Raw genomic sequence first — 26,027 nt, forward strand, 5'->3', positions numbered from 1 at the left:
TTACATCTTACTACTCAAAACTAAAATCTATTTACGCATATTTACTTGCTAAATCTTTACAAACACTAGTTAGTGTATCTGTAACCTCATCTGTTAATTTACCTGCTTTTAAAGTATCTAAAACATCTCTGTGTTTAGCGTTTAAAAACTCAATAAAATCTCTTTCAAATTCTTTTACTTTCTCTACAGGAACGTCTCTTAACAAGTTTTTAGACCCAGCATAGATAATTGCAATTTGATCTTCAACAGTAAATGGATCGTTTTGTGCTTGCTTTAAAATTTCTACGTTACGTTTTCCTTTTTCAATTACATTCATGGTAGCAGCATCAAGATCTGATCCGAATTTAGCAAATGCTTCTAACTCACGGAACTGTGCTTGGTCTAATTTTAATGTACCTGCTACTTTTTTCATAGATTTAATCTGTGCATTACCCCCCACACGCGATACCGAAATACCTACGTTAATTGCAGGACGTACACCAGAGTTAAATAAATCTGACTCTAAGAAAATCTGCCCGTCTGTAATAGAAATTACATTTGTTGGAATATATGCCGATACATCTCCTGCTTGTGTTTCAATAATTGGTAAAGCTGTTAAAGAACCTCCACCTTTTACCATTGGTTTAAGACTTTCTGGTAAATCGTTCATTTCTTTAGCAATAGCATCATCATTAATCACTTTTGCAGAACGCTCTAATAAACGTGAATGTAGGTAGAAAACGTCTCCTGGGTACGCCTCACGTCCTGGTGGACGACGTAATAATAATGATACCTCACGATATGCAACCGCTTGTTTAGATAAATCGTCATAAATAATTAATGCTGGACGACCTGTGTCTCTAAAATACTCTCCAATTGCAGCTCCTGCCATAGGTGCATATACTTGCATTGGTGCAGGATCTGATGCATTTGCAGCTACAATAGTTGTATAAGCCAATGCACCTTTTTCTTCTAAAACTTTAGAAATGTTTGCTACGGTAGATGCTTTTTGCCCTACAGCAACATATATACAGTATACAGGCTCACCTGCATCGTAAAATTCTTTTTGATTTAAGATGGTATCAATACAAACCGTAGTTTTACCTGTTTGGCGGTCTCCAATTACCAACTCACGTTGCCCTCTACCTACAGGAATCATGGCATCAATAGATTTAATACCTGTTTGTAATGGTTCTGTTACTGGCTCACGGAAAATAACACCAGGTGCTTTACGCTCTAATGGCATTTGGTAAGTTTCTCCTGCGATAGGTCCTTTACCATCAATTGGGTTACCAAGTGTATCAACAACACGACCAACAATACCTTCACCTACGTTAATAGATGCGATACGACCAGTACGTTTAACTGTAGAACCTTCAGCAACTGCTTTTGAGTGTCCTAATAATACAATACCTACGTTATCTTCTTCAAGGTTAAGTACAATTCCTTCTAAACCTCCTTCAAATTCTACTAACTCACCATATTGAGCATTAGAAAGTCCATACGCACGAACAATACCATCACCAACAGTTAAAACAGTTCCTACTTCTTCTAACGAAGCAGACGCCTCAAATCCTGCTAGTTGTTGCTTTAAGATTGCTGATACTTCAGCTGGTTTTACTTCTGCCATCTTTTAATTTATTTATAAAACTATCTTTTAGTTTATTGAAAATTCTCTTTTTAATCTATTTAGTTTGTTTTGAACACTTGCGTTATATTGCTTGTCTCCTATACGTAAAATAAAGCCTCCTATGATGCTTTCATCTACAATGTTTTCTAATTCTACAGCCTTACTTGTTAACTCTTTAATTTTTGTTAACACCTTTTTTTCAAGGTCTTTAGTAAGTGGTATAGCGGTAGTAACTTGTGCTATTTCTTTATTGTTAAGCACATCAAATAACTCCGTATATTTTTGGGCAACATCACCTAAAATACCAATTCTTTTATTGTCTATTAATAAATTAAATAGATCTGAACTGATTTTATTAAGTTTAGGAAAAATTTTAGACAAAGCAGCAGTTTTAACTTCTGTTTTAACTACAGAACTTTTAAGTACTTGGTCTAATTCTTCGCTATCAGAAATGGTTTTTGCAATAGCAATCATATCATTATTTACAGCTTCAGCTGCTTTTTGATCGCTAGCTAAACTAAGTGCTGCTTTTGCGTAACGTATTGCTGCTCTAGTTCCTGCCATTATATAATTATTAGTTTAAAGTTGCTTCACCTAACATAGACTCAACCAATTTTTCTTGTTTGTCTTTGTTAGATAATTCATCACGAACTACTTTTTCAGCTATCTCAATAGATAAGTTTGCTACTTGAGATTTTAACTCAGAAATAGCAGCTTTCTTTTCAGTTTGAATAGTTTCTTGAGCTTGAGTCATTAATTTAGCAGCCGCTTCTTTGGCTTCTTCCTTAGCATCTTCAATCATCTTATTTTTGATGTCTCTGGCTTCTTTTAACATAGCTTCACGTTCTGCTCTAGCTTCCTTCAATAACTTTTCGTTATCAGCTTGAAGATTTTCCATCTCTTTTTTAGCATTTTCTGCTGCTTCAAGAGCGTCTTTAATACCTTCTTCTCTATTGTTTACAGAATCTAAAATTGGTTTCCACGCAAACTTTTTTAATAAAAACACTAATGCTAAAAAAAGTACTGTTTGCCAAAAAAACAATCCTAAAGAAAAGCCTCCAAATAATTCTTCCATAATAATTTATATTTCTAAAAAAACTTTTTGTTTAATTTTAAAAGAACAGCTATAACCAACCGTTATAGCTGTTTCTTTGTTTTGTTTTACACTGCAAATAATGCAGCAAATCCAATACCTTCAATTAAAGCCGCTGCAATAAGCATAGCTGTTTGAATTTTACCAGTAGCTTCTGGTTGACGTGCAATTGCTTCCATAGCTGAACCACCAATCTTACCGATTCCGATTCCTGCTCCAATTACTACTAAACCCGCTCCTACGATAGCTGGAATTTCCATAAATATATATATTTAAAAATTAAACATTCAAGTTAAAAAAAGCGCTTAGTGATGGTCATGGTCTTCTACTGCCATTCCAAAATAAAGTGCCGATAATACTGTAAAAATATATGCTTGTAAAGCCGCCACTAGCAACTCTAATATTCCTAAAACAAAGGCTAATAAAAATGATAATGAGCTTCCTAACCAATTGTTAAAAATAAACATCATACCAATAATACTCATTAACACCACGTGACCTGCTGTAATGTTAGCATACAAACGAATCATTAAAGCAAAAGGTTTAATGAATGTGCCCAACAACTCTATTGGGGCTAATATAATTTTCATAGGCACTGGTACACCAGGCATCCAGAAAATATGTTTCCAATAATTTTTATTACCAGAGAACGTTGTAATAAAGTAAGTAATAAGCGCTAAGCATAATGTTACTGCAATATTATTTGTTACGTTCATTCCTATTGGTGTTAACCCAAATAAGTTAACAATCCAAACAAAGAAAAATACGGTTAACAAATAACTCATGTATTTCTTGTATTTCTTTTCTCCTATATTAGGAATAGCAATTTCATCTCTTACATAAAGTACAATTGGCTCTAGGAAACGCCCCATACCTTTTGGCATACCATTATTTTTTTGGTATGATTTAGCCATTCTACTAAACATAAAGAACATGATAGCAAAAACCATAGCAATTAAAACAACGTTTTTAGTGATTGAAAAATCTAACGGTTTTGCATTTGTTGGATGGTGTTCAGCATCATAATTAATGGTGCCTTCTGCATCTGTTTTATATATTTTGTTGTGGTATAGTTTATAATGATTCCCTCCAACTTCGGCTACAGCTTCTCCGTGGTGGAATTTAGATGAAGAAAACACCTTTAAACCATCATCCCAAAGAATTACAGGTAGCGGAAACCCAAAATGCTTTTCCCCATTCTCATATGAAAACAAATTAAAGTCATAAGAGTCTAGCAAGTGGTGCTGGATGTATTCTTTGATTTCACTTCTTAAATCGCCCTCAGGCTCACCATGTTGTTTGTCTTCTTTAGCAAAAGACGCAAAGGTTATTAAAAGTAGCAATAATGTAATCGGCTTAAAAGCTATTTTTCTACGCATATCACTTTAAATAATAGTGGCTTAAAAATCGGTGCAAAGGTAGCTTTTTATCTCAAAAACAAAAACTATTTTACCTTTTATTTCAATAGATGTATTTCAAGGAGTTATGAAGCGGTTTATTCTAATTTATTTAACCATTTACTTAGACTTATAGTTTCTATAATTAAACCCGTTAAATAAGGCACAAAAAACGAAGCAAATTCTAGTTTAGAAATAAGCTGATCTTGTTTAAAAAGAGGTTGAAAAACAATAAAAAAAACAGCAAATTTTACAACACTTCCTGCTAAAAACAAAAACCCAAGTTGACTTTTGTATTTATTTCTAAACAGATAAAGAACACCAAATACCAAAATTACAAGTACAAGATTTACAGCATAAGAAAGTACAATATAATCTTTAAACAGCACTTTGTTTAATAAACACAAAACCCCTAAATGCAACACAAAAGTTATTACAAATAGTGCCGTAGCTTTAATTATAAAACTAAAAAAAGGGTTAGTCATTATTTAATCGGTAAAGCTGTTTAACTACAGCGTATAGAGACACGCCAACTCCTGCAAGAGTAGTTATAATTATAAAAAGTTTATCGCCGTTATTATATTTAGAATCTAACCATTTACCTAAAAGTACAAACAAGTAAATAGTAATACCCATTTGAATGGCTACTCCAGAAAGTATTGCTGCGTTTTTAAGCTGTTTTTTCGGTTTCCGGTTTTCTTTTTCCGCCATTATTCATTTCTTTAACCGTTCCCTTCATTACACAAGTTACATTAAACGTAGCGCCGGGTTCAACAGCTAATTTGCCAGCAATAACTTCGCCTTCAATATACGCTGATGCCTTTAATGTTAAAGTGCCAGATAATGTTAATTTACCAGAAAATTTACCTTCAAAATAGGCGTCGGTTCCTTGTAAAGTTCCATTTATAAAACCTTCTTTACCAACAACTATTTTTCCTGAGGTTTTTACATTTCCCTCTACGGTACCATCTATTCTAAAATCGCCAGCACTACTTAAATCGCCAACAAATTTAGTGCCTTGAGCTATAATGTTTTGGTGTGGTGTGTTTTCTACCATTTTATTCTTTTTTTTTTCTGAAAACATAAAAATCGGTTTAATTATTATACATGTTTAAAAAAGTATCTAAGTTTTTATGAATTTGAATTATTTGATAGTTTGCTGATGCCATAGCAAAATAAGGTTTTTTTATTTTTTTACTATCCTCTTTACTCAAAAGCTGATTAAACGTTTTGGCTACTTGCCCATTTTTTAAACCATGTACTACTACAAAGGTAGTGTTTTGATTATATACATCTATAGACGATGTTAACTGATAGTACTTAATATTTTTAAGTACCTCATCTAAAGTTTTTTGAAATGCTTTAATGGTTTCAAGTTTTGTGTCATTAAACTTGAAAATAACTTTGTAATGTCCAGATACATCACTGTTTTCATCTACAAATTCTTTATTGGCTATTTTTGGTAAAACGTTAGTTTCTATATTTTGAGCCTGTAACCCTTCTGATGTATTAGCATAAGTTACCGCTACATGATTTATGGCTTTTTGGTACGCTTCAAAACCATATAAACGACCAGTGGCTGTTGCTTTTAAAAGTTCGAATTTTGAAACAATTGGTTCACCATCATAGGTATTTATATATTCTTCGCATTTTGAAATTACCTCGGCATATTCCTGATTTTCATGTTTAATATATAAAGCTTCATACAAACGCTCTGGACTGTTTTCGTCTTTATCTGAAATTAACTCTGGGTTACTTAAAATAGTAGCATATCTGGATTCTGGGTAGTTTTTAATTATCTCTTCTTTAGCTATTAACGCTTCATCATTTTCACCCAAAGCTTCATAAATTTTATACAAATTATATTTTGAAGGCAACACTAAGCGCTCTTCTGGATTGCTGTTTAGTAACTCTTGAAACTTGTCTTTAGCAAGGTTAAGTTCTTTAAACTTCTCTTTATAAATTAATCCTAGTTGATAATAAGCATAGTTTCTTTCTTTTGAAATGCTATCAATTTCTTTTTGTTCTGAAGGAATTTTAGAAATGTAAAAATCTGGATTGTACAATTCATCTTCAGTTGCTGTTGCCAAAACATTGTTTGCTGTTGTAACATTAGCTCCACTAGAATTATTTTTATTAGACCACCTCCAGTTATCTTCTAAAGCTCTATCTCCCCAAACTTTTAGAAATTCATTTTTACCATAAGCTACTGTTGTTGGGTTGTAAAAATAGAATAGTGTTGATTGCCCTGTGCCTCCTGTAGAAGATGTTCTTGCTGTATTATTACCAGTTATTAACCCTGCATTACGCTTTAGTGCCTCTTGTTTTTCTTGGGCTTCTTTTTCTTCTTCAGCTTTTTGTTTTAGTTTATTAATAAACGTTTCAAAATAGGCAACTCTATCGGCTTCTGATAAATTTACTAAGTGTAAAATACTATCGTTTACTTGGGCCACACCTTCATAATAAATAACATCTTCTAAGTTATCTCGCTTTCGTTTTATAATTCTATATGGTTTTGAGTTTAAAACCAAATTTGTCATAGTGCTATCATAATACAAACCAGCATTTCTGTACAAGGATTTGTCAAAATTCATGTCGCCAAGAATTTCATAATTTTTAGCATTTAGAGTTTTATCTCTTGATTTTTCTTGTAATGATTTATTAAAATATGCGGTTGCTAGAGAATCTGATTTATTTTTTAAATGAAAAACGCCTATTTGATGATAAATTTTATCTAGAAAAGGACGGTTTTCTCTGTTTTCTTCTAGCTCTGTAAGTAATTCTGTTGCTTCTAATTTGTTACCGTTTTCAAAATCGAAGTTTTTAATCTTTTCAAGGTGTGCGCTAATCATGTAAATTCTTGGGGTCTTTCGGTTTAATTCTATTACCCTGTCAAAAGCATAGTTAGCACTGTCTTTATATCCTAATTCATTATAAAGTTGTCCCTGAATAAAACGATAACGCCCGCGTTCATCATTACTTTTTGTTGCGTTTGAAGCAATTTCTAATTGTGTTATAGCACTATCTAGAGATTTTGTATTTATGTAAGCCTGCGCCAACATAGAAGTTGCATCTGCTAAATCTTGGCCTTTTAAGTCTTCTTGATATAATAAGCGTTTTAGATTTTTAATTGCAAGTTCGTTATTATCTAAACGAATATTTGTTTTTTCTCTCCAAACTTTGGCTTGATTAATTTTATCACTTGCCGGATATTTATAAAGTATGTAGTTAAACGCTTCTAAGGCAGGAATAAAACGCTGATCAAAATAACGCGCTTTACCTAAAAGCAAATAGGCTTCATCCATTTGAGGGTTTATTTCTTTCCCCTCAATATTCATACTGTGTTTTTGAATGGCTTTAACCGCCTTTTCTTCGGCCCTAGTGAAATCCTGATTTTTAGATTGCCCCGGAAGTACAACTTCATCTGATATTTGCATGCGCTCTATAGGTAGAATATTCCAGTAATCATCAAAATAATTTTGATTAAGATTATTTCTACCCTGTTCTAAAGCATTATATCCGTTATACAATGCATTAAATTCTGCAGTAACAGCATGGTAATTTCTGTTAATAAATTTGTCTTTTTTTCTAGAACAACTAACAATTAAAAAAACAGAAAAAAACGAAACAAATATGACTTTATATGATGTTTTCAAGTGCTGGTTTTTAGTCTATTAAATAACTAAAAAGTATAGTTATTATTATATACAGACGTAAAAATAAACATCTTTTCTAATATACCTATAAAATAGGATGGCTTTTAAGCAATCTATCCTGCAAAATGATCTTCAAGTTCTTTTAAAGTAGCATTACTTGTAATGAGGTCTTTAACAATTTCGCCTTTTTCTAATACCACTATACGTTCACAAACATCGGTTACGTGCATTAAATCATGACTTGAAATTAACACAGTAACGCCTTGTTTTTCGGCTAAATTTTTAACAATACCTTTTAACCTAATTTGAGTTGTTGGATCTAAATTGGCAAAAGGTTCATCTAAAATAATGACTTCAGGGTTTCCTATTAAAGCTGCTACTATACCTGCTTTTTTTTGGTTTCCTTTACTTAAATCTCTTAAATATTTTTTTTGATTTAAAATTTCGCCATGAAAAAAATCTTCGTATTGTGCTACGTGTGCATCAACATCGGCTTTGTTTTGTCCGCGTAATTCACCAATAAAATAAAAGTACTCTTCGGGTGTTAAATAGCCAATTAAAAAGCTTTCATCTATAAAGGCAGATGTAAATGGTTTCCAGTCTTCACTTTTATCTACTTGAACTTCATTATTTATAATGTGTCCTGTTGTGGGTTGAATTAAATCTAGCAACAAACTAAAATAAGTGGTTTTACCCGCACCGTTATTACCAACAAGCCCAAAACTTTGCCCTTTAGGAATCTCTAAAGATTCAATACTTAAAACTGTATTATTATTATATTTTTTTGAAAGATTAGATGTAGTAATCATAATGTTTAATCATTTTGTTTATAAGCTGCTAGCGTTTTGTACTTCTCAGATTTATATATTTTTTCAATAATGTTAAAGACTTTGTTTTTAAATAGTAAGCCAGCAATTCCTGAAATTGCCACTAGGGCAAACCCAAACACTTCACCCAAAGTAAAATGCCCAATAGCATAAATAACCATAGGTAAAACTAATTTTGGAATAGTTAGTAGTAACGTTTTTGCATTGAACGATTTTTTATCTCCAAACGCTTTTTTGTTAGAAGTTAAATCTATAGGTGTTTTAATGTATGCGCCTCCCCAAAGTACCATATGAGAATTTACACCAATGTTATAAATAGCCCCTACAACTACGGCTGCATAGGCTTGCCACCCAAAATATAAATAGAAGGCAGATAATATAGTTGAAACTACCGTAGCTATAACCATTAAATACCATTTAGAAGAAATGTATTCTTTGTATCTAATGTTCTGACTCATCATTAGCGGGTAATAGGCACTATCCCAACTAGGTACAAATTGCCCAAAACTAAACAAGAACCCACCTGAAACAAAAATGCCAGCAAAAATTCTCCAGAAGGGGCCTTTATAGGCTTCAATAGAGTCTGTAAAAAACAAGAGTCCATAAAATAAAAATAAAGCACTCATTAATAAAGTTGTTTTAGAGCGCTTATTTCGTTTTAACAACCTAATATCATTTTTTAAAAAGGTTGAAACACTACCAAACCTGTTTAACCACGCAAAATCTTCACTTTTAACAACGTCTATTTTTTTAGATAAACCCCCATCTAAATAAAAATTAGCCTTAAAATAATTGTAAGCTGTTTTGTAAAGAAATACCAGTAAAAGTATAGGTATTAACGCAGTGTATGGAATATTATAAAAAGCTTGAAAAATGGGTTTTGTGTATAATGTTACATCAAAAATTTCATAATATTTTAACCCTCCAAAAACTAGTAAAGTTGCTAAAACAGTGTAGAAAATACCATCTTTACTATTAACAAACACATTAATAAAATTGTTGCAAAAAATTAATGCCATTATGGCTAAATGCCAACCTAATACATTTAAAAACGGATACCCCTCAATGAGCAACACTACTGAAAATGGCACAAAAAAGAAAGCATGTACAATATTAAAAAAAGACAATACTGTTTTATTTAAAGCAAAGTGAATCACTTTTCCTTTTTTTATGGGTAAATACAGCAATGGCCTTATGTTTACTATAGGCATCTTTTGAAGAAAATACCTAAACAACAAATCTCCTACCACATAAAAAATCAAATAGTTATTAAGAAAAACTAAGGGATCTGTATTTAACTTATTTTTTATAAAAAAATAAGCCCCAACACCCATGCTCAAAAATGAAATAATCATCCATAATGCACTAAAACCTAAAAGAATTTTAAAAACAAGGTTGGTTTTAAATGAAGGTGATCTAAAAAAGGCTTTCCATTCTAAATTTATAAAATGTTTTATCATGGTTAATAGGTAGTGGTTACATTTTGATTAGTAATAATATTATTCTATTTGTTACACTAAAAGTTTAAATTTACAAATCAACTTCATTATTTTTGTCAAAAACATACACATGTCTTCATTCCATAAACTTAGCATTAAAAATATAAAAAGAGAAACAGAAAAAGCTGTTAGTATTAGTTTTAATTTGCCCGAAAATTTAAAAAGCGCCTTTGCTTTTAAAGCGGGACAATACATTACTTTAAAAACAACAATTAACGGCAATGAAGTAAGACGCGATTATTCTTTATGTGTATCTCCAAAAAGTGGTGAACTAAAAGTAGCCATTAAAGAAGTTGTTGATGGTACATTTTCTGCCTATGCAAATAAAGAACTACAAGTAGGAGATACTTTAGAAGTTTCTACCCCTAACGGTAGGTTTGTTTTTGAGCCTAACGATAAAAAAACAAAAAACATTGCCCTTTTTGCTGCCGGCAGTGGTATTACACCTATTTTAAGCATTATAAAATGCGCTTTAGAAGAAGAAGTTAACAGCCACGTAATTTTGGTGTACGGTAATAAAACCACCCAAGACACCATGTTTTTAAATGAACTACTAGAACTTCAACACACCTATAAAGACCGATTCTCTATTCAATTTGTGTTTAGCCAAAAAGATGAAGAAAACGCCATTTTTGGTAGAATTGAAAAAAGCACCGTTAATTATGTAATGAAAAACAAGTATAAACATATTGAAGTTGATGCTTGCTACTTATGTGGTCCAGAAGCCATGATACACACCGTTAAAGATGTTTTAACCGAAAATGGTATTGACGAGAACCGTATTCATTTTGAATTATTTAAAGCCGCAAAGCCCGATGAAATTAACAATGGTAACGCTACCGATGGTAAAACAAAAATAACTGTTATTGTTGATGACGAAGAAGCAACTTTTGAAATGTCTCAAAAACAAACCATTCTTGAAGCTGCCTTAGATGAAGATTTAGATGCCCCCTACTCTTGCCAAGGCGGTATTTGCAGTAGCTGTTTAGCTAGAATAAAAGAAGGCGAAGCTACTATGAGACAAAACAATATTTTAACTGAAAGTGAGGTTGCCGAAGGTTTAATTCTTACCTGTCAAGCACAACCAACAACACCAACAATTGTTGTAGATTATGATGATGTTTAAAATAAACATCAGATTACAGATTTAATTTTATTAATAATCGTTTCTGGAGTTGTACTGCCTGCTGCATCTTTATAACCTTCAGGGAATTTGTTACCATAAACCGATGTTGGTATTTCTGGGTATTGCGTTCTATCTGCCAATAAGCAAAAATCTTCTGGTTGGTTAAATGGTGCAAAACCAGCATACGGGTGTGTTACACCCCACATGGTTATTACTTTAATTCCTAACATAGCAGCAATATGTGCATTCCCAGAATCCATAGATAACATAACATCTAAATTTGAAACAACATCTAATTCTTCGTTTAAAGATAATTTTCCAGCTATATTAACTACGTTATCAAACGCATTTTCAATACCACTAAGAATTTCAATTTCTTTTTTACCACCACCAAATAAAATAATTTGATATTCCTTTGAAAGTTCATTAATTACTTCTTTCATCAAATGAAGCGGATACATTTTACTTTCATGAGCTGCAAAAGGCGCAATGCCTATTTTCTTTTTAAAAGAATCTCCTAAAAGCAACTGCAGTTTATTTGATAAAATACTTTTTTGAGGAAAAATTGGGTTTGACAAGTCTATAGGAAACCCTAATGTACCAAAAACATCAGCATAACGTTGATGCGTTGTTTTAAGTTGTTTAAAATTTTCTCCAGAAATTAGTGCTTTTTTTTCGGCACGTCCTTTATCTATTTGAAAGGTTTTTATTCCGAAGAGAAAGGTTTTTAAAATTTTAGAACGTAACACATTATGTAAATCGGCTACGGCATCTATATGTAATGCTTTTAATTCTTTTGAAAGTTTATACAACCCTAAAACGCCTTTATGTTTTGTTTTTACCTCTGCAGGAAACACCTCAACATTAGGTAAATCTCTAAAAAAAGGTGCAAAAAAGCCCCGAGTTAAAACGGTAATTTTAAGCTCGGGGTATTTTGTAATTAATGCTCTTAAAACAGGAACACTCATAGCAACATCGCCCATAGCAGAGAGTCTTATAACAAGTATGTGCTTGGGTTTTGCCATTTTGTAAATTATTAAAACGAAATATTAAACAACATTTCGGTTAGCTTAATGTATGACACGCTAATTACTTTTGAGAACGTAAAACAGGATTTAACTCGTTGTCGTTATACATTTTCATTTGCTTATACACTTTCATGTATTTATCGCCCTTTTCAATATCATTTAAAAGCGTATCTATGGCAGTAGATAAATCTACACGTTGCTCTAACAAAACATCTAATTTTTTTTGGCAGGCTTCTCTATGAGCATCAGAAGCATCGGTACGAGTAGCTTCTTCATTCATATGATAAATTTTTAAAGCTAAAATAGATAGTCTATCTATTCCCCACGCAGGACTTTCAGTGTTTATTGTTGCATTATCTTTTGGTGTTACATCTTTATATTTTTCTAAAAAATAGCTGTCAATGTACTCCACCATATCGGTTCTATCTTGGTTAGAGGCATCAATTTGTCTCTTCAATTTTAAAGCAGCAACAGGGTCTATTTGTGGGTCTCTAATAATGTCTTCATAATGCCATTGCACGGTGTCAATCCAACATTTTCTGTATAATAAATGCTCTATTAAATCGGCTTTATCATAAGCATTTTTAAAAGGTTGATCTACTGAATCAATTTTATGATATTCTTCAATAACGTCTTGAAATATTTTATTAGCTTTTTTGGTAAACATATTCTAAAAATTTAATGAACAAATATACTTTAATTTAATAACTTTACTTGTGAAATAATATCCTGTTTATGCAAGTTCACAACATTAGCCAGCAAAATTCTATTTTAAATACTTTTCTTTCTGAAATACGAAATATCCATGTTCAAAATGATGCTATGCGCTTTAGGCGTAATATTGAGCGCATAGGAGAAATTCTTGGATATGAAATGAGTAAATCTTTAGATTACAAAACAACCACAGTTGAAACACCTTTAGGAAATTGTAATGTTAATTTATTAGAGAATGATATTGTATTATGTTCTATTTTAAGAGCTGGTGTTCCTTTACATAACGGGTTACTAAACTACTTTGATAAAGCCGAAAATGCTTTTATATCGGCTTACAGACATCATAAAGATAATCCTGAAAGTTTTGAAATTATTGTTGAATATTTGGCTTGCCCCAATTTAGAGGGCAAAACCCTTATTTTGGCAGACCCTATGTTAGCAACAGGACAATCTATGGTTGCAACTTTTGAAGCATTAAAACCTTTTGGTACTCCTAAAGAAATTCATTTAGCTAGTGTTATTGGCGCTCAAGAAGGTGTAGATTTTGTAACAAATTATTTTAATGATAATACACATTTATGGATTGCTACCGTAGATCCCACTTTAAACAGTAAAGGTTATATTGTTCCTGGATTGGGAGATGCTGGCGATTTAGCTTTTGGAGAAAAATTGCAACATTAAAAGAACTATTGGAGTAAGCAATAAAATAGAAAGAAAAACTTCTTTAAACCATTTCTCATTTATAGTTTCAATATAATTAGTTATTATTATAGATAATGGTGCAAATAAAAATAGAAACTCACTACCCGTTTTATTAGGTACCTGAAACACAATAAAAAACGCAACAACTCCTGCAAAAATAACTATTTTAAAAGATGTTCTATACGCTTTTTTCTGTTTTTTAATATTTTGTAAATAAAACACAGAAGACCATACACCAAAAGACAACAGAAGTGTTATGGCAACAATAAATTGTAAAGAATTAAAACCACTAAAATCATAACTAAATGCTGTAGATATATTTAAAGTTTCAAAATAGTTGTTGTGAACAATAATTGAAACACCAACTGAAATTATAAAAACAGTTGCAACCGCAACAAATGGTATTATCCAATGCCTAATATCATTATCAGAATATAAGGCTAAGGCTAAAAGAATTAAAACGAAAAACAAAATAGCCCAAAAATAAAACAATGCGGCAATGGCTATCCAAAATGAGGCATCAAACAATTTTGTTTTTTCACTTTTATGAGATCTTAAACTCATTATACGCCTTAACCCCAGTAAAACGAAAAAATTAGAAAATAAAATATTTGCATTTAAGGTAGTTGCAGGAATAAGTAATAAAAATAAACTAAATAATAATATTTCGTAATTATTAAGCTTTGTTAAACTATTCTTACTAACAATAAAATTTAAAAGCAGTAGAGAAAAATAACAGGTAAAAAGCAATACCAATTGCTTTGAAACAAAGAGTAATGTTATAGGCTCTTTTGTTATGCCAATTCTAGCTGAAAAAAAAGCTAAAAGCATCACAAAAAAAACAATAACAAAATTTATTGGTCTAGATTTACTAAAAATACTTGTAATCATTAACTGTTTTTGTATTTTTGCCTTGTAAATATACTAACAATGAAAGATTTCTTTTACGCAATACAAGATTTATTTGTTGATGTTCTTTTTGCTCCGCTTGATGCATTAAGAGTTTTAGAACTAGATAATTGGTGGTTAGCCAATATAGTATCTTGGATTTTCATAGTAATAGGCTTTGTTGCTATCGTTTACTGGATGAAGCAACTTAAAATATTTAATGACAATAACGAAGAAGACAAAAGCGTTTCTTCGCATTCATTTTTATAAGTCGAAGCCTATATCTTTACGATAATACATCTTATCAAAATGTAGTTTTTCTATACTTTGGTAAGATTTTTTTATGGCCTCTTTATAAGTTTCGCCATACGATGTTATAGATATAACACGTCCTCCAGAGGTAACTACTCTACCATCTTTTAATTGCGCACCAGCATGAAATGGTATAGAGTCTTCAATAGTATCAATACCTGATATTTCTTTTCCTTTCTCATAAGCTTCAGGGTATCCGCCAGATACTACCATAATGGTTGTAGCTGCACGTTCATCAATTTCAATATCAATAGCATTTAATGTACCGTTAGCCATAGCTTGGAGCACTTCTACTAAATCATTTTTAAGTCTTGGAAACACGACTTCGGTTTCAGGGTCTCCCATGCGTACATTGTATTCAATAACTTTTGGATCGTTATTTTCAACTTTAATTAAGCCAATAAATACAAACCCTACATATGGCAAGTTATCTTTTTTAAAGCCTTCAATAGTTGGTTTTACAATGCGTTCTTCAATTTTATTTAAAAACTCATCAGTAGCAAATGGTACTGGAGATACGGCACCCATACCACCTGTATTTAAACCTGTATCGCCTTCGCCAATGCGCTTATAATCTTTCGCCGTAGGCAAAATTTTATAGTTTTCGCCATCGGTTAAAACAAAGCAACTTAATTCAATACCATCTAAAAACTCTTCAATAACCACTTTGGTGCTTGCATTACCAAACTTGGCATCAACCAACATGCTTTTTAATTCGGCTTTAGCTTCTTCTAAATTGTTTAAAATAACAACACCTTTACCAGCAGCTAAACCATCGGCTTTTAAAACATACGGTGGTTTTAAAGTTTCTAAAAAGGCATAACCTTGTTCAACAGTATTTTTTGTGAAGCTTTCATAGGCTGCAGTTGGTATATTATGACGCATCATAAACTCTTTGGCAAACTCTTTACTTCCCTCTAGTTGAGCCGCTACTTTTTGCGGACCAATAACAGGTATGTGTTTTAAGGCACTATCATTTAAGAAAAAATCATGTACACCTTGTACCAAAGGATCTTCTGGTCCAACAACAACCATGTTTATTTGTTTATCTAAAGCTAGATTTTTAATAGCTTCAAAATCTGTAACACCAATATTTACATTGGTTGCAACTTGTGCTGTACCCGAGTTTCCTGGGGCAACATATAAATTTTCACATAACGGACTTTGAGCAATTTTCCAAGCAAAAGTATGTTCTCTTCCGCCTGAACCTAAAATTAGAATATTCATAGTTAATTGAGTTTCCGCAAAAATAGAATTAATGTCTCTAAAACACGAATATTTTTTTCTTACTTTACAAATATTTATAAGCTTGTGAATTTATTTGATGTTTCTTTAAAACTTAAAGGCTTTCCTCTAAAAAAAGCTAAAGAACACTTCATTGATATTCAAAATATTGATGAAAATAGGTATTTGGAATATGTTGAAAGTAAAAAAAGAGACATTATTACTTATCATTTAAAAAACAACCTTTTTTACAAAAATTTTGCTAAAAATATTGATGTTACTAATTGGAATTCTGTACCCATACTCACCAAAACAGCGTTACAACAACCTTTAAAAAATAGACTTTCTCTTGGTTTTAATACTAAAAACATATATGTAAACAAAACTTCTGGCTCATCAGGAACGCCGCTTATTTTTGCCAAAGATAAATTTTGTCATGCCTTAACTTGGGCTAATTTTATTGATAGGTATGGTTGGTTTCATATTGATTTAAACTCCTCAAAACAAGCTAGATTTTATGGTATTCCACTTAACAAATCTGGCTATTATAAAGAGCGTTTTAAAGATTTTTTAGGTAACAGATTCCGGTTTTCGGTGTTTGATATGAGTGATGAAGCGTTAGACGCTGTTTTACAAAAATTCAGTAATACAAAATTCAACTACATTAACGGCTATACCAGTGCTATTGTACAGTTTTCTAAATTTCTTCAAAAGAAAAACATTGTTTTAAAAAACGTTTGTCCAACCTTAAATGTGTGCATTGTTACCGCTGAAATGCTTTTTGCTGATGACAAACAACTGTTAGAAACCCAATTAGGAGTTCCAGTAGTAAACGAATATGGCTGTGCCGAATTAGGTTTGATTGCTTTTAATAGCAAACAAGGTGAATGGGTTGTGAATTCTGAAGATGTATTTGTTGAAATTTTAGATGAAAATAATCAGCCATTGCCTAATGGAAAAGAAGGTAAAATAGTTATAACCGCTCTTTATAACAAAGCGCACCCATTTATTCGTTATGAACTTGGTGATTATGGGGTTTTATCAGAAAAAAGTACTTTAAAAAAACCTATTCTTAAAAATGTATTAGGAAGGACTAATGACTTTGCCATTTTACCAAGTGGAAAAAAAGCCGCTGGCTTAACCTTTTACTACGTTACCAAAAGTGTTATTGAAGATAATGCCAACGTAAAAGAGTTTGTAATTGAGCAATTAGAAAAAAATACTTTTAAGATTATTTACACAAGCATTGAACCGCTAACAAAAGGCAATATAAAGCGCATAGAAGAGACTATTGAAAAATATTTAGAATCTGGTTTAAAAATTATTTTTGAACGAAGAGACCGCCTTAAAAGAACCCAGGCTGGAAAATTAAAACAGTTTACATCTAGATTAAGGTAATTTTCTGTTTAGATTTTATAAAAAAGTGTTCAAACAAAAAGACAATTAAGTAATACACCGATTTTAAAACTGAAAAGCCTAAACCTTTTTTATACACCCAATAATTATACTTCACTAGGTTTAATTTATGTGACGAAATAGAACTTTCTCTAACCCTATAAAACGCTAAAGGCTCTTGAATACTTAGAGCTGGTTTGCCTGATTTTTTTACAGCTTGTAACCATATTAACCAATCTTGACGCTTACGTAAATTCTTAGAGGTTATTTTACCTAAAGTTTTAGCATTGTAAATACCAGTTAAATTGCCTATATAGTTACTTTTTAAAAGCTTTTTGTAGTTAACACTTGGTAACGCTTTTATTTGTTGGTTAAGTGGTTTTCCTTCTTCGTTAATTAAATTGTAGCTTGAAAAACAGACATCGCAATTATGTTGTTGCATGAATTTAAGCTGTTTTTTAAGTTTATTAGGCTCCCAAAGGTCGTCTGCATCTAAAAAAGCTATAAAATCTCCTTTGGCGGCTTCAATACCTTTATTCCTAGAAATAGCGGCTCCCCTATTTTTTGAATTCTGAAGTAAATAAATCTGTGAATTAGATTTAACAAACTGATTAATAATTTTAACCGTTTTATCTGTTGAAGCATCATCTATTAAAATAAGTTCCCAATTGGTATAGGTTTGATTAAGAATGCTTGTTATAGTTAGTTCAATAAACCTCTCAGAATTGTAAGTAGGTGTTATTATTGAAACTTTAAAAGCACTCATATTAGTATGCTTTTTCTTCGCCTTTTATAGCATTTAGAAACGTTTGAATAATTACTTTTAAATCAAGTAGAATTGACCAGTTTTCAACATAAAAAATATCATACTTAACCCTGTTTATAATATCTTTTTCAGTTTCAATTTCACCTCTATAACCACTGGTTTGAGCTAAACCTGTAATTCCAGGTTTCACAAAATGTCTTACCATAAATTTGTCTACACTACGCGCATATTTATTGGTATGACTTACCATGTGTGGTCTTGGACCAACAACAGACATATCGCCAAAAAGAACATTAAAAAATTGAGGTAGCTCATCTATACTTGTTTTTCTAATAAAGGCACCAACCTTTGTAATTCTATTATCACCTTTTGTTGCTTGATGCAAATGAGCATTTTTATTAGGCGTCATAGACCTAAACTTATAGCAATCAAATTCGTTATAATTAAATCCGTTTCTAGTTTGTTTAAAAAACACAGGGCCTTTAGATTCTAATTTTATAATAATAGCTAAAATAGGTGTTAACCAAGATAGAATAAAAACAATTACAAATGATGCGAAAATAATATCAAACAATCTTTTAGCAAATTTGTTTATTGGTTCTTCTAAAGGAATACTTCGTAATGATAAAACTGGTATATAGTCATAATATTCATACTTCAGTTTTTTAGAAAAAATATCTTTATTATCTGGTATGAATTTTAATTCTCTTAAATTGTTATCTGCAAAATCTATAAGTTGGTTTATTTGTTTATTAGATAACTCTGCTACTGAAAAATAGATTTCATGAATATCATTTTCAATCACAAAATTAAAACAATCTTGAAGTGAAAAATTGGCATCTTTAACGTTAAAGTTGGCTTTACATTTATAACCAAAGTCTAAACGTTTTTTGAAAGTGTTAATTAATTGTCTGGTTTTGTCATTTTTACCTATTACTACTATATTTCTTAAGTTACCTCCTAATACACTTCTATATTTGTTTAACAGAAAGAAAATAAAAAACTTAAAAAAAGTTAATAGCCCAAAAACCGTAAGTATATAATTTCCTAAGTTAAGTCTACTCAAATTAGGCTGTTTAAAAAACCCTATATAAGCATAGATTATAAAAGAGAATAAAGCAATTTGTTTTACCAAAAGAGTCATTACTTGTAGGACTCTTGTGTACCTATGAACATCATAAAATTTATTATAAAAAGATAAAATAAACCATAAAACCGTAATATAAATGTGAAAAGGATACTCATTTATAAGGTTTATTTTAAATAGATATACTGCACTATTAATGATGGTTAAGTCAACCAAATATGATAATGGCCTAATAAAACTAGAATATCTTCCGTGTTTAAACTTACTCAAAATCTATTTTTTTATATGGTTTTCAAACTTTTTGTGTTCACTTCTATAAAGTTCATCTTTGGTTAAACTTTTGAAGTAATCATATGTAATTTGTAAACCTTTATCTCTAGTTATTTTGGGCTCCCAATTTAATATTTTTTTAGCTAAACTAATATCTGGCTGCCTTTGCATAGGGTCATCTACAGGTAATTCTTTATATACAATTTTTTGGTTAGTTCCAGTTAATTTTACTATCTCTTTAGCAAAGTCATTAATAGTAATTTCATGTGGATTACCTATGTTTACTGGATGAGAATAATTACTTAATAATAATCTGTATATACCTTCTACTTGATCATCTACATAACAAAATGAACGTGTTTGAGAACCGTCTCCAAACACTGTTAAATCTTCACCTCTAAGTGCTTGCCCCATAAAAGCCGGAATAACCCTTCCATCATTTAATCGCATTCTTGGACCATAGGTATTAAAGATTCTAACTATTCTGGTTTCTAATCCATGAAATCTGTGATATGCCATGGTAATAGACTCCATAAACCTTTTTGCTTCATCATAAACACCTCTAGGGCCTATAGCATTTACGTTGCCATAATAATCTTCAGATTGGGGATGTACTAATGGGTCTCCATAAACTTCAGAAGTAGATGCTATTAAAATTCTAGCATTTTTTGCCTTGGCTAAACCTAATAAATTGTGAGTACCTAATGAGCCTACTTTTAGGGTTTGAATAGGTATTTTTAAATAATCTATAGGACTCGCAGGCGAAGCAAAATGAAGAATATAATCTAGGGTTCCTTCAATTTTAACAAACTCTGTTACATCGTGTTTTATAAATTGGAAGTTGGGGTTATTGTTTAAGTGTTCAATGTTTTTTTGGTCACCCGTAATGAAATTATCCATTCCTATTACAAAATAGCCTTCACTTAAAAACCTATCACATAAATGTGATCCTAAAAACCCTGCTGCTCCTGTTATTAAAACTCGCTTCATTAGGTATAATTATGCTCCTACCCCTATTTTATAATAAACAAATCCTATTTTCTCTAAAGTATTTTTATCTAGAATGCCTCTACCATCAAAAAGGAAGGCTGGCTTATTCATAGAATCATATATTTTCTTCCAATCGTATGTTTTAAATTCGTCCCACTCTGTTAAAACAGCTATGGCATGCGCTCCTTTACAGGCCTGATATGGATTATCTTCTGCCGTTAATAATTCTCTATTTTCTTCTGAAGAGCGTGTGTTTAAATACTCTAAATCTGCATACATTTTTTCCTCAGAAACCTTTGGGTCATAGGCCACCACATAAGCTTGTTCATTTAAAAGATTATCTGCTACTTTAATGGCAGCAGATTCTCTAGTATCGTTAGTATCTTTTTTAAATGCCCATCCTAAAAACGTGATTTTTTTACCAGAAACCGTGTTGTATAAAGTTTTTACTATGTTATCTGAAAATCTATTTTTTTGATGATCATTCATTACAATAACCTGTTCCCAATAATCTGCCACTTCATTTAGTCCGTAGGTTTTAGCAATATAAACAAGATTTAAAATATCTTTTTGAAAACAAGAACCCCCAAAACCAACTGAAGCTTTTAAAAATTTAGGGCCAATTCTACTATCCATCCCAATAGCTTTGGCTACTTCATTTACGTCTGCACCAGTTTTTTCACAAAGTTCGGACATAGCATTTATTGATGATACTCTTTGTGCTAAAAAGGCATTAGCTGTTAGTTTAGATAGTTCTGACGACCATACATTAGTAGTTAAAATTTTATCATTAGGCACCCAATTAGCATAAACATCTACTAGTGATTGTATGGCTTTTTTTCCCGCTTCAGAAGCGTTATCTCCTCCAATTAAAACTCGGTCGGGATTTAGCAGATCTTGTACTGCTGTACCTTCAGCTAAAAACTCTGGGTTTGATAAAATTTGAAATTGCACCCCGTTACCTGTATTATCTAGTATGCTTTTTATGGCTGATGCTGTTCTAACGGGTAGGGTAGATTTTTCTACTACAATTTTATCTTCTTTGGCAACTTTAGCTATTTGGCGTGCACATAATTCAATGTATTTCAAATCGGCCGCCATACCTTTTCCTTTACCATAAGTTTTGGTAGGAGTATTTACAGAAATGAATATCATTTCAGCATCATTGATGGCTTTATCAATATCTGTTGAGAAAAACAGGTTTTTACCTCTGGTTTCTTCTACAATTTTATCTAAACCAGGTTCAAATACTGGTAGCTTACTTAAATCACTGTCGTTCCAAGCATCAATTCGGTCTTGGTTAATATCTACAACCGTTACATTAATTGAAGGACATTTCTTGGCAATTACTGCCATTGTTGGTCCGCCTACGTATCCTGCACCTATGCAGCAGATGTTTTTAATTTTCATTTTAAAGATATTTAATGCAAATATAAGTTCTTAATAAGCAAAACAAATAAAACCCTAGACTATTTAACCAATTCAATAGCAAATTTATCTAGCACTTCCTTTTGAGAAAATTTTTCGTTTATATATTTTTTTGCATTGTTACCAAGTTCATTGCATAATTCATGGTTTTCCATTAGGTTCTCCAAACAATTTTTAACATCGGCAACAGATTGACCATCAAAATAAAACCCTCCCTTAGAGTCTTTGAAAACAGTAGCTACTTCACTCTTCATGTTACCTGTTACAATAGAAGGCTTTCCACTAGCCATCATACCCAGAAGTTTTGAGGGCATAACCGTATCTATAACATCTGATTTTTGAAACAAAACATGCACATCTGCACTTGAAAGCAATCTTGGTAGTTCGTTAAAAGGCACAAGGTTATAATGTTTAACAAAATGATACTTCTCTAACCTTTTTACAACCTTTTCTTTTTCGGCACCTTCACCAACTACTACAACTTCAACATCGAAACCTTTAATAGCTTCAATAAATTCAATAAAAAAATTCCAGTTTTGTTTTGCTCCAATATTTCCCGAATAAAGAATTTTGAATTTTTTAGAAGATAAATAACTATGACACTCGGTAATATTGTCAAACAAGGACACATCAACCCAATTAGTTAAATAATAACTTGGCACATTAGTTTTTTGCCTTAGCTTGTTAATCATGCCATGACTAATTGTAGAAACCACATCAGCCTTAGAGAGTACTTTTTTTTCAATCCAAAGTAAAGTGTTAATAATACGCTTTCTATTGCCTTTTAATAATCCAGAATCTATAGCTGCATCAAATTCAAAATCCTGAATATGAACCCATAATTTAGATTTATATCGTATTTTTAAAAACCAACCAAGTAGTGCCGAAGTTGTAAAAGGTATTATTGAAATTACTATATCTGGCTTTTTAACTTTAAACAAGTTTATAAAATTACCAAACGTAAAACTTATTAAATGCAAAATCCTTTTGCCAAAGGTGGGGTCTTTTGGAACATACTGCCGGCTTCTTAGAACTTTAACACCGTTAATTTTTTCTGATATTAAATATCCTTTTGTTTTATAACTATCACTAATTTCCCATTGTGGGTAATACGGAAATCCAGTAATTACCGTAACATCATGCCCTTTTGAAACTAAATACTCTGCTTTTTGTGTGGTGTATAATCCTATGGCACTGTCTTCTGGGTAATAATTAATACCAACAATTACAATCTTTTTAATCAATTTTTCTTTTTTTAATAAATCTCACTGGCGACCCTACATATACCGAATTAGCGTCCAAATCACTTAAAACAGTACTTCTTGCCCCTACAACAGTTCCCTTTTTAATGGTTACTCCTGGAGACACAAAAACGTCTGTGGCCAACCAACACCCATCTTCAATCATAATCTTTTTTGAGTATATAGGGAAATCTATTTTGGTATAATCATGAGAACCTGTACAAAGATAACTTTTTTGGGAGATTACTGTATTTTTGCCTATTTCTATTTCCCCTAAACTATATAACACCACATCGTCTCCAATCCAACTATAATCGCCTATTTTAACTTTCCATGGATATGTTATTTTAGCACTTGGTCTAATAATCACATTTTTGCCTATTTGCGCACCAAAACTACGTAACAAAAATCGTCGCCATCCATATAAAATCTGTGGAGATGACTTAAAAAACAAAGCGTAAACCAACCACCATAACTGTACAGTGATTTTTGATTTGCCCCTGAAGTGTTTGGGAGTTTTATATTTACTCAAATCTTGAGTTGTTCTAGAATTATTCATTTATAATTTTTATAAAATTATTTATAAAATTATCAACTCTGTATTTTTTTTTGGCAATTATAAAATTTTGTTTTCTTATCAATTCACTATTACTAAAATCTTGATATACCTTTTTTATTTTTAGGGCAATACTATTAGGGTTTTGTTTTTCAACATAAAAACCATTTACATTTTCTTTGAATATATCTGGAATTCCTGCATGATTTGTTGTTAAAACTAAGTTTCTTGTTGCCATAGCTTCTAAAATAGAAATTGGTTGTCCTTCCATAGTGTAATAAGTAGGTAAAATAAAAATATTACCCCAAGTTAACAACGCTTGCTTTTCATTTCCAGAAACCACGCCACAATAAGTTACATTTTTTAATAAACTAAAATATTCTTTCGTTCTTTTTTCATGTTTTACATCAATGTTTCCAGCAATTTTAGCTTCATACTCAAATCCTTCTTCTTCAAGAATTTTTAAAGCTTCCAATAAATCGAACACACCTTTTTCTTCCATTAAATTACTTAAAAAAATAATTTTGGGTTTTTGCTCAATTAAATTATTTAACAATTTCTCATCTTCAGAAAACAAATAGTCTTGAACAAAATTATATAGTACAAATATTTGCTTTTCATCTATGAATGGAGACATATTTCCAGTTAATGATTCTGATAAAACTATACCTTTGGTTGTTTTACTTAGCAACCATTTAAAAACAATTTTCTTTATCCCTTTTAATTGATGAAACTCTTTTCCGAGATAATTCCCGTGTACATGAATTATAAGTTCTTTACCTAAGAATTTGCTTAATATAATAAACAAAGCATATTTAACAACACCAAAAAAAGTTTGACCTGGGGTTATGTAGATAATATCGTTTTTAAATACTTTATGAGAGAAAAAATTTAATTTTAAGAAGAATAAAAATTTTTTAAATGAAAATTTCCCTAAATTTTCGTCAAATTTACTGTACGATGTATTTATAAAATCAACTTGACACCCCCTATTTTCTTTTAAATTTTCTAAAACCACTTTATTAGCTAAAGAAACCCCTGTGGTAGGTTTTGGTAAAGGACCTATTAATAATATTTTATTCATTAACTTGTTTTTGTTTTACTGCTTTGAACACATAAAAATTAATAAAAAAAGCAAATAGCAAAACTCCGTCTTGTCGTTCTAAAATATTTTCTGTCATTGACATAAAGAAAAACAAAAAAATGATAGAAAAAAACACAAAATCTGATGATTTTAAAGCTAACCTAAAACTGTTAAAAAAAATAAGCCCTAAAGAAATAACTCCTAGAAAACCAGATGATAACCAAGCACTTAAAAATTGATTATGAGAATTAAAGTAACTCATCTCTTTGAAGGAATAACATTGCTGTAAAACAGTTTTAACATCTCCAATACCATAGCCAAAAAAAGGTTTTTTAATAATTGCATCAAAAGAGCACTCATACACATTAAGTCTTATTGACGTAGATCCATTATGATTATAACCCACATTTAATACTATATTTATGAATTCCACAAACCTATTCCTTATTGGTTCAATTAATGTAATTAAAATAAAAAATAATGAAACTATTAGTGTATAAACTAAAATTCTTTTTTTGTTTTGAAATTTTATGAAATAAATTAAAAATATAATAAACGCTAACATTATTGGGCCTTTTCTTGCTAATAATAATAAAACCAATAATAAAAACAATAAGGATATTATCATTAAAACCTTTTGGTAAGTTTTTTTTGCGATAGAGTAAATTGGTATTGCAAATACCAAAGACAAAATTACATACATAGATGCGTATAATGGATGCATAGAATACTTCCCGTATTTAGAATTTAATCTTTCAGCATAATGAGTAAAAATTGTTTCATTAATAAAACCTCTATAATAATTTTGGATTAGGACTCCAATAAAAAACAAAACTGTTGACGCAAAGAAACTTATTTGTATAAATCTTTCTAGATTTAAAAAATCAATAGATTCTTTGCTAGATACTAAAAAAAAAGTGATGGGAATAACTAATAACGGTATTATGACCACAACCCTATTTAAACCATAACCTATATCATTTGTATAAATAATACTGAATGTCATTACAATAAAAAACAACGTATTTATAAATAATGTTTTTAAATAATATTTGCAACCTGGAAGTGATGCAAATAATGAGAATAAACTGGTTAGTGAAAAAATAAATATGGGTATATTTCTATAGTTAAAAGG

General features: G+C 31.0%; 27 protein-coding genes. 4 read left to right on the forward strand and 23 right to left on the reverse strand.

Annotated elements, in window-relative coordinates; genetic code table 11:
* Window positions 1–31 precede the first annotated feature (31 nt).
* From atpA to J1D01_RS00335, 11 genes are all read right to left on the reverse strand, one after another.
* Entirely contained in the window at window positions 32–1,609 is a 1,578-nt protein-coding gene (gene atpA / locus J1D01_RS00285) for a F0F1 ATP synthase subunit alpha (RefSeq protein ID WP_421149456.1), read from the reverse strand.
* Window positions 1,610–1,636: 27 nt separating this feature from the next.
* On the reverse strand, window positions 1,637–2,173 hold the full coding sequence (gene atpH / locus J1D01_RS00290; RefSeq protein ID WP_372938703.1) for an ATP synthase F1 subunit delta: 537 nt from the start codon (window positions 2,171–2,173) through the stop codon (window positions 1,637–1,639).
* A gap of 10 nt (window positions 2,174–2,183) precedes the next feature.
* Entirely contained in the window at window positions 2,184–2,684 is a 501-nt protein-coding gene (locus tag J1D01_RS00295; protein WP_372938702.1) for a F0F1 ATP synthase subunit B, read from the reverse strand.
* A gap of 86 nt (window positions 2,685–2,770) precedes the next feature.
* Window positions 2,771–2,962 (reverse strand): ATP synthase F0 subunit C, encoded by a 192-nt coding sequence (gene atpE, locus J1D01_RS00300; protein WP_076698954.1) that lies wholly within the window; start codon window positions 2,960–2,962, stop codon window positions 2,771–2,773.
* Window positions 2,963–3,007: 45 nt separating this feature from the next.
* Window positions 3,008–4,081, reverse strand: coding sequence for a F0F1 ATP synthase subunit A (gene atpB / locus J1D01_RS00305; protein WP_421149457.1), 1,074 nt, complete (start codon window positions 4,079–4,081; stop codon window positions 3,008–3,010).
* 116 nt (window positions 4,082–4,197) lie between these two features.
* Complete coding sequence (locus J1D01_RS00310) at window positions 4,198–4,584, reverse strand: hypothetical protein (protein ID WP_421149458.1); 387 nt, start codon at window positions 4,582–4,584, stop codon at window positions 4,198–4,200.
* On the reverse strand, window positions 4,577–4,810 hold the full coding sequence (locus J1D01_RS00315; protein ID WP_421149459.1) for an AtpZ/AtpI family protein: 234 nt from the start codon (window positions 4,808–4,810) through the stop codon (window positions 4,577–4,579). The genes J1D01_RS00310 and J1D01_RS00315 overlap by 8 nt, the downstream gene beginning before the upstream one ends.
* Window positions 4,770–5,183 carry a bactofilin family protein gene (locus J1D01_RS00320; protein WP_372936192.1) on the reverse strand — a complete coding sequence of 138 codons (414 nt, stop codon included), beginning with the start codon at window positions 5,181–5,183 and terminating at the stop codon, window positions 4,770–4,772. The genes J1D01_RS00315 and J1D01_RS00320 overlap by 41 nt, the downstream gene beginning before the upstream one ends.
* A 10-nt stretch (window positions 5,184–5,193) precedes the next feature.
* Complete coding sequence (locus J1D01_RS00325; protein WP_421149460.1) at window positions 5,194–7,755, reverse strand: tetratricopeptide repeat protein; 2,562 nt, start codon at window positions 7,753–7,755, stop codon at window positions 5,194–5,196.
* A 113-nt stretch (window positions 7,756–7,868) separates the two neighbouring features.
* Window positions 7,869–8,564 carry an ABC transporter ATP-binding protein gene (locus J1D01_RS00330; RefSeq protein ID WP_421149461.1) on the reverse strand — a complete coding sequence of 232 codons (696 nt, stop codon included), beginning with the start codon at window positions 8,562–8,564 and terminating at the stop codon, window positions 7,869–7,871.
* Between the two features lie 5 nt (window positions 8,565–8,569).
* A complete protein-coding gene (locus tag J1D01_RS00335; protein ID WP_421149462.1) occupies window positions 8,570–10,042 on the reverse strand; it encodes a DUF5687 family protein in 1,473 nt (490 codons plus the stop codon).
* 109 nt (window positions 10,043–10,151) lie between these two features.
* Between J1D01_RS00335 and J1D01_RS00340 the strand changes: the two genes are divergently transcribed.
* Window positions 10,152–11,207: a 2Fe-2S iron-sulfur cluster-binding protein gene (locus tag J1D01_RS00340; RefSeq protein WP_421149463.1), complete on the forward strand. Its 1,056-nt coding sequence runs from the start codon at window positions 10,152–10,154 to the stop codon at window positions 11,205–11,207.
* 8 nt (window positions 11,208–11,215) lie between these two features.
* On the opposite strand, the gene J1D01_RS00345 is transcribed toward J1D01_RS00340, so the two are convergent.
* Entirely contained in the window at window positions 11,216–12,232 is a 1,017-nt protein-coding gene (locus J1D01_RS00345) for a glycosyltransferase family 9 protein (protein ID WP_372936202.1), read from the reverse strand.
* A gap of 64 nt (window positions 12,233–12,296) precedes the next feature.
* A complete protein-coding gene (locus J1D01_RS00350) occupies window positions 12,297–12,902 on the reverse strand; it encodes a DUF4254 domain-containing protein (RefSeq protein WP_421149464.1) in 606 nt (201 codons plus the stop codon).
* A gap of 68 nt (window positions 12,903–12,970) precedes the next feature.
* Between J1D01_RS00350 and upp the strand changes: the two genes are divergently transcribed.
* Window positions 12,971–13,630 (forward strand): uracil phosphoribosyltransferase, encoded by a 660-nt coding sequence (gene upp / locus J1D01_RS00355; RefSeq protein WP_372936206.1) that lies wholly within the window; start codon window positions 12,971–12,973, stop codon window positions 13,628–13,630.
* Here upp and J1D01_RS00360 read toward each other — a convergent pair.
* Window positions 13,601–14,542 carry a DUF6427 family protein gene (locus tag J1D01_RS00360; RefSeq protein WP_421149465.1) on the reverse strand — a complete coding sequence of 314 codons (942 nt, stop codon included), beginning with the start codon at window positions 14,540–14,542 and terminating at the stop codon, window positions 13,601–13,603. The two genes, upp and J1D01_RS00360, sit on opposite strands and share 30 nt — an antisense overlap.
* A gap of 39 nt (window positions 14,543–14,581) precedes the next feature.
* Between J1D01_RS00360 and J1D01_RS00365 the strand changes: the two genes are divergently transcribed.
* Entirely contained in the window at window positions 14,582–14,809 is a 228-nt protein-coding gene (locus J1D01_RS00365) for a DUF6341 family protein (protein WP_076698934.1), read from the forward strand.
* Here J1D01_RS00365 and purD read toward each other — a convergent pair.
* A complete protein-coding gene (purD, locus tag J1D01_RS00370) occupies window positions 14,804–16,078 on the reverse strand; it encodes a phosphoribosylamine--glycine ligase (protein WP_421149466.1) in 1,275 nt (424 codons plus the stop codon). The two genes, J1D01_RS00365 and purD, sit on opposite strands and share 6 nt — an antisense overlap.
* An 84-nt stretch (window positions 16,079–16,162) precedes the next feature.
* Between purD and J1D01_RS00375 the strand changes: the two genes are divergently transcribed.
* A complete protein-coding gene (locus J1D01_RS00375; protein ID WP_421149467.1) occupies window positions 16,163–17,473 on the forward strand; it encodes a phenylacetate--CoA ligase family protein in 1,311 nt (436 codons plus the stop codon).
* On the opposite strand, the gene J1D01_RS00380 is transcribed toward J1D01_RS00375, so the two are convergent.
* From J1D01_RS00380 to J1D01_RS00415, 8 genes are read right to left on the reverse strand one after another with little or no spacing between them, the layout of a single operon-like run.
* On the reverse strand, window positions 17,460–18,236 hold the full coding sequence (locus tag J1D01_RS00380; RefSeq protein WP_372936214.1) for a glycosyltransferase family 2 protein: 777 nt from the start codon (window positions 18,234–18,236) through the stop codon (window positions 17,460–17,462). The genes J1D01_RS00375 and J1D01_RS00380 overlap by 14 nt on opposite strands.
* Window position 18,237: 1 nt before the next feature.
* Window positions 18,238–19,593: an undecaprenyl-phosphate glucose phosphotransferase gene (locus J1D01_RS00385; protein ID WP_421149468.1), complete on the reverse strand. Its 1,356-nt coding sequence runs from the start codon at window positions 19,591–19,593 to the stop codon at window positions 18,238–18,240.
* Between the two features lie 3 nt (window positions 19,594–19,596).
* A complete protein-coding gene (locus J1D01_RS00390; RefSeq protein ID WP_421149469.1) occupies window positions 19,597–20,583 on the reverse strand; it encodes a UDP-glucuronic acid decarboxylase family protein in 987 nt (328 codons plus the stop codon).
* A gap of 9 nt (window positions 20,584–20,592) precedes the next feature.
* Window positions 20,593–21,993: a UDP-glucose 6-dehydrogenase gene (locus J1D01_RS00395; RefSeq protein WP_421149470.1), complete on the reverse strand. Its 1,401-nt coding sequence runs from the start codon at window positions 21,991–21,993 to the stop codon at window positions 20,593–20,595.
* Window positions 21,994–22,052: 59 nt separating this feature from the next.
* On the reverse strand, window positions 22,053–23,255 hold the full coding sequence (locus tag J1D01_RS00400) for a WcaI family glycosyltransferase (RefSeq protein ID WP_421149471.1): 1,203 nt from the start codon (window positions 23,253–23,255) through the stop codon (window positions 22,053–22,055).
* Window positions 23,248–23,811, reverse strand: a complete 564-nt coding sequence (locus tag J1D01_RS00405; RefSeq protein WP_421149472.1) for a putative colanic acid biosynthesis acetyltransferase — start codon at window positions 23,809–23,811, stop codon at window positions 23,248–23,250. Before J1D01_RS00405 ends, J1D01_RS00400 begins: the two co-directional genes overlap by 8 nt.
* Window positions 23,804–24,892: a glycosyltransferase family 4 protein gene (locus J1D01_RS00410; protein WP_421149473.1), complete on the reverse strand. Its 1,089-nt coding sequence runs from the start codon at window positions 24,890–24,892 to the stop codon at window positions 23,804–23,806. Before J1D01_RS00410 ends, J1D01_RS00405 begins: the two co-directional genes overlap by 8 nt.
* Entirely contained in the window at window positions 24,885–25,898 is a 1,014-nt protein-coding gene (locus J1D01_RS00415; RefSeq protein WP_421149474.1) for an O-antigen ligase family protein, read from the reverse strand. Before J1D01_RS00415 ends, J1D01_RS00410 begins: the two co-directional genes overlap by 8 nt.
* Window positions 25,899–26,027: the final 129 nt, after the last annotated feature.

Origin of the sequence: Seonamhaeicola sp. NFXS20 (assembly GCF_049132085.1) — a bacterium.
GTDB lineage: Bacteria > Bacteroidota > Bacteroidia > Flavobacteriales > Flavobacteriaceae > Seonamhaeicola.

Excerpts from the sequence above, each read along its gene's own strand:
- atpA (WP_421149456.1), bottom strand. The coding sequence starts at position 1,609 with ATGGCAGAAGTAAAACCAGCTGAAGTATCAGCAATCTTAAAGCAACAA.
- atpH (WP_372938703.1), bottom strand. The coding sequence starts at position 2,173 with ATGGCAGGAACTAGAGCAGCAATACGTTACGCAAAAGCAGCACTTAGT.
- J1D01_RS00295 (WP_372938702.1), bottom strand. The coding sequence starts at position 2,684 with ATGGAAGAATTATTTGGAGGCTTTTCTTTAGGATTGTTTTTTTGGCAA.
- atpE (WP_076698954.1), bottom strand. The coding sequence starts at position 2,962 with ATGGAAATTCCAGCTATCGTAGGAGCGGGTTTAGTAGTAATTGGAGCA.
- atpB (WP_421149457.1), bottom strand. The coding sequence starts at position 4,081 with ATGCGTAGAAAAATAGCTTTTAAGCCGATTACATTATTGCTACTTTTA.
- J1D01_RS00310 (WP_421149458.1), bottom strand. The coding sequence starts at position 4,584 with ATGACTAACCCTTTTTTTAGTTTTATAATTAAAGCTACGGCACTATTT.
- J1D01_RS00315 (WP_421149459.1), bottom strand. The coding sequence starts at position 4,810 with ATGGCGGAAAAAGAAAACCGGAAACCGAAAAAACAGCTTAAAAACGCA.
- J1D01_RS00320 (WP_372936192.1), bottom strand. The coding sequence starts at position 5,183 with ATGTTTTCAGAAAAAAAAAAGAATAAAATGGTAGAAAACACACCACAC.
- J1D01_RS00330 (WP_421149461.1), bottom strand. The coding sequence starts at position 8,564 with ATGATTACTACATCTAATCTTTCAAAAAAATATAATAATAATACAGTT.
- J1D01_RS00335 (WP_421149462.1), bottom strand. The coding sequence starts at position 10,042 with ATGATAAAACATTTTATAAATTTAGAATGGAAAGCCTTTTTTAGATCA.
- J1D01_RS00340 (WP_421149463.1), top strand. The coding sequence starts at position 10,152 with ATGTCTTCATTCCATAAACTTAGCATTAAAAATATAAAAAGAGAAACA.
- J1D01_RS00345 (WP_372936202.1), bottom strand. The coding sequence starts at position 12,232 with ATGGCAAAACCCAAGCACATACTTGTTATAAGACTCTCTGCTATGGGC.
- J1D01_RS00350 (WP_421149464.1), bottom strand. The coding sequence starts at position 12,902 with ATGTTTACCAAAAAAGCTAATAAAATATTTCAAGACGTTATTGAAGAA.
- upp (WP_372936206.1), top strand. The coding sequence starts at position 12,971 with ATGCAAGTTCACAACATTAGCCAGCAAAATTCTATTTTAAATACTTTT.
- J1D01_RS00360 (WP_421149465.1), bottom strand. The coding sequence starts at position 14,542 with ATGATTACAAGTATTTTTAGTAAATCTAGACCAATAAATTTTGTTATT.
- J1D01_RS00365 (WP_076698934.1), top strand. The coding sequence starts at position 14,582 with ATGAAAGATTTCTTTTACGCAATACAAGATTTATTTGTTGATGTTCTT.
- purD (WP_421149466.1), bottom strand. The coding sequence starts at position 16,078 with ATGAATATTCTAATTTTAGGTTCAGGCGGAAGAGAACATACTTTTGCT.
- J1D01_RS00380 (WP_372936214.1), bottom strand. The coding sequence starts at position 18,236 with ATGAGTGCTTTTAAAGTTTCAATAATAACACCTACTTACAATTCTGAG.
- J1D01_RS00390 (WP_421149469.1), bottom strand. The coding sequence starts at position 20,583 with ATGAAGCGAGTTTTAATAACAGGAGCAGCAGGGTTTTTAGGATCACAT.
- J1D01_RS00395 (WP_421149470.1), bottom strand. The coding sequence starts at position 21,993 with ATGAAAATTAAAAACATCTGCTGCATAGGTGCAGGATACGTAGGCGGA.
- J1D01_RS00405 (WP_421149472.1), bottom strand. The coding sequence starts at position 23,811 with ATGAATAATTCTAGAACAACTCAAGATTTGAGTAAATATAAAACTCCC.
- J1D01_RS00410 (WP_421149473.1), bottom strand. The coding sequence starts at position 24,892 with ATGAATAAAATATTATTAATAGGTCCTTTACCAAAACCTACCACAGGG.
- J1D01_RS00415 (WP_421149474.1), bottom strand. The coding sequence starts at position 25,898 with ATGACATTCAGTATTATTTATACAAATGATATAGGTTATGGTTTAAAT.